Below are 1,341 nucleotides of genomic sequence, written 5' to 3' on the forward strand. Positions count from 1 at the left end.
GTGCCCGACCGACCCGGCGGTCACCGTGGCGTCGACAAGCACGCTCAGGTCGTCCCCGCCGGGTCGGGTGACCCGCCAGGCCCCGGCCGGGGGCGGCAGCGGCGGCCGGGCCGGCGCCTCCGCGGTGCCGCCGCCGGCGGCGACCGCCGGCAGGTCGGCCCGGGCCAGACCGGCGGCGTCGCGTCGCAGCAGGGTCCGGCGATCCGGTACGCCAAGGTCGGCGACGGCGAGGTACGCGGTCCGCGCGGTCCAGCTCACCCAACCGGCGCCCCGCAGGTTCGTGTCAGTGCCGACCGGCGCGGTCAGCGTGAGCGTGGCACCGCCCTGGGCGCGGAGCCGGGCGGGCAGCCGGTCGAGCCGACGCTGTTCGGCGTCGGTCAGCACGCGGGGCAGACCGGGTCGGCCGCCGAGGGCGTCCACCGGTCGTAGTGTCGGCCGGTCCTCCCGGTTGAACACCACAGTGACCGGGCCGGTGCCGGGCAGCCGGGTCACCAGCTTGTGCAGCCGGGCGTCCTGGTCGAGCCAGTACCGGGTCTGTCCGTCCGGGGTCGGTGTCGCGGCGCGGGGGGTGCCGGGCGCCGTGCTGGCGGCCGGCGCGCCGGTGGCCAGTGGCGCCTGTATGACGTCCAGGGGGCCGGCCGGCGCGGTGTCCCGGGCGATCCAGCGCGCCTCGCTGGACGGTGCCGTCCGGGTCGGGTCGGGGCGATCGGCGGCGAGATCGAGGAGCAGGTCGAGCACCGGTGCCAGGTGCGCCCCGGGGGTCAGTCGGTGCAGCCGCCACCGATCCGCCGGTGGCATCAGTGGTGGTGCGGCGGGAGTGGGCACCGCCGCCGGGTCGGGCCTGATCACCAGCACCGGCCCGCTCTTCTGCAGCAGCCCGCGTTCGGCGCCGGCACCCGGCCCGCCCACGTCGAGGTAGAGCAGCGACCGGGACCAGTCCACCCAGCCCACCAGTTCGACGCGGGCGGCGTCGGTGCCGGCCGTCACGCGTACGCCGGCGCGCAGGTCCCGCAGGTTGGTGACCCGTACGGCGGCCAGTCGATCGCTCTCCGACACGGTCAGCGGCCGGGCTGGCTCGGGCGGGTCGGGTGCCCAGCTCAACAACCCGAGCACCAGGGCGGTCGCGGACGTCACCGCCGTCAGGCCGAGCAACAGCAGCACGGTACGCCGACGACGTCCGGCCGTGGCCGGGCCGGTGGTGTCGGTGATGTCGGTGGTGTCCGTGAGGTCGTCGGGGCCGGTGGTCTCGTGGTCCTCCGCGCGGGTCCGTGCGGCGGCGGCCCGGCCGCTGGCGCTCGGGCGGCGGGCGGTGGCCCGGCGGGCGCCGCCGGTGGTGCGGGC

1 protein-coding gene is annotated in these 1,341 nt (G+C 77.9%); it reads right to left on the reverse strand.

Annotated features, from left to right (window positions below; translation table 11 throughout):
* On the reverse strand, window positions 1-1,341 hold a 1,341-nt coding region (locus KBX53_RS33060), incomplete at both ends, for a hypothetical protein (RefSeq protein ID WP_210863779.1).

Source organism: Micromonospora sp. M51, from assembly GCF_018070305.1.
Taxonomy (GTDB): domain Bacteria; phylum Actinomycetota; class Actinomycetes; order Mycobacteriales; family Micromonosporaceae; genus Micromonospora; species Micromonospora parva.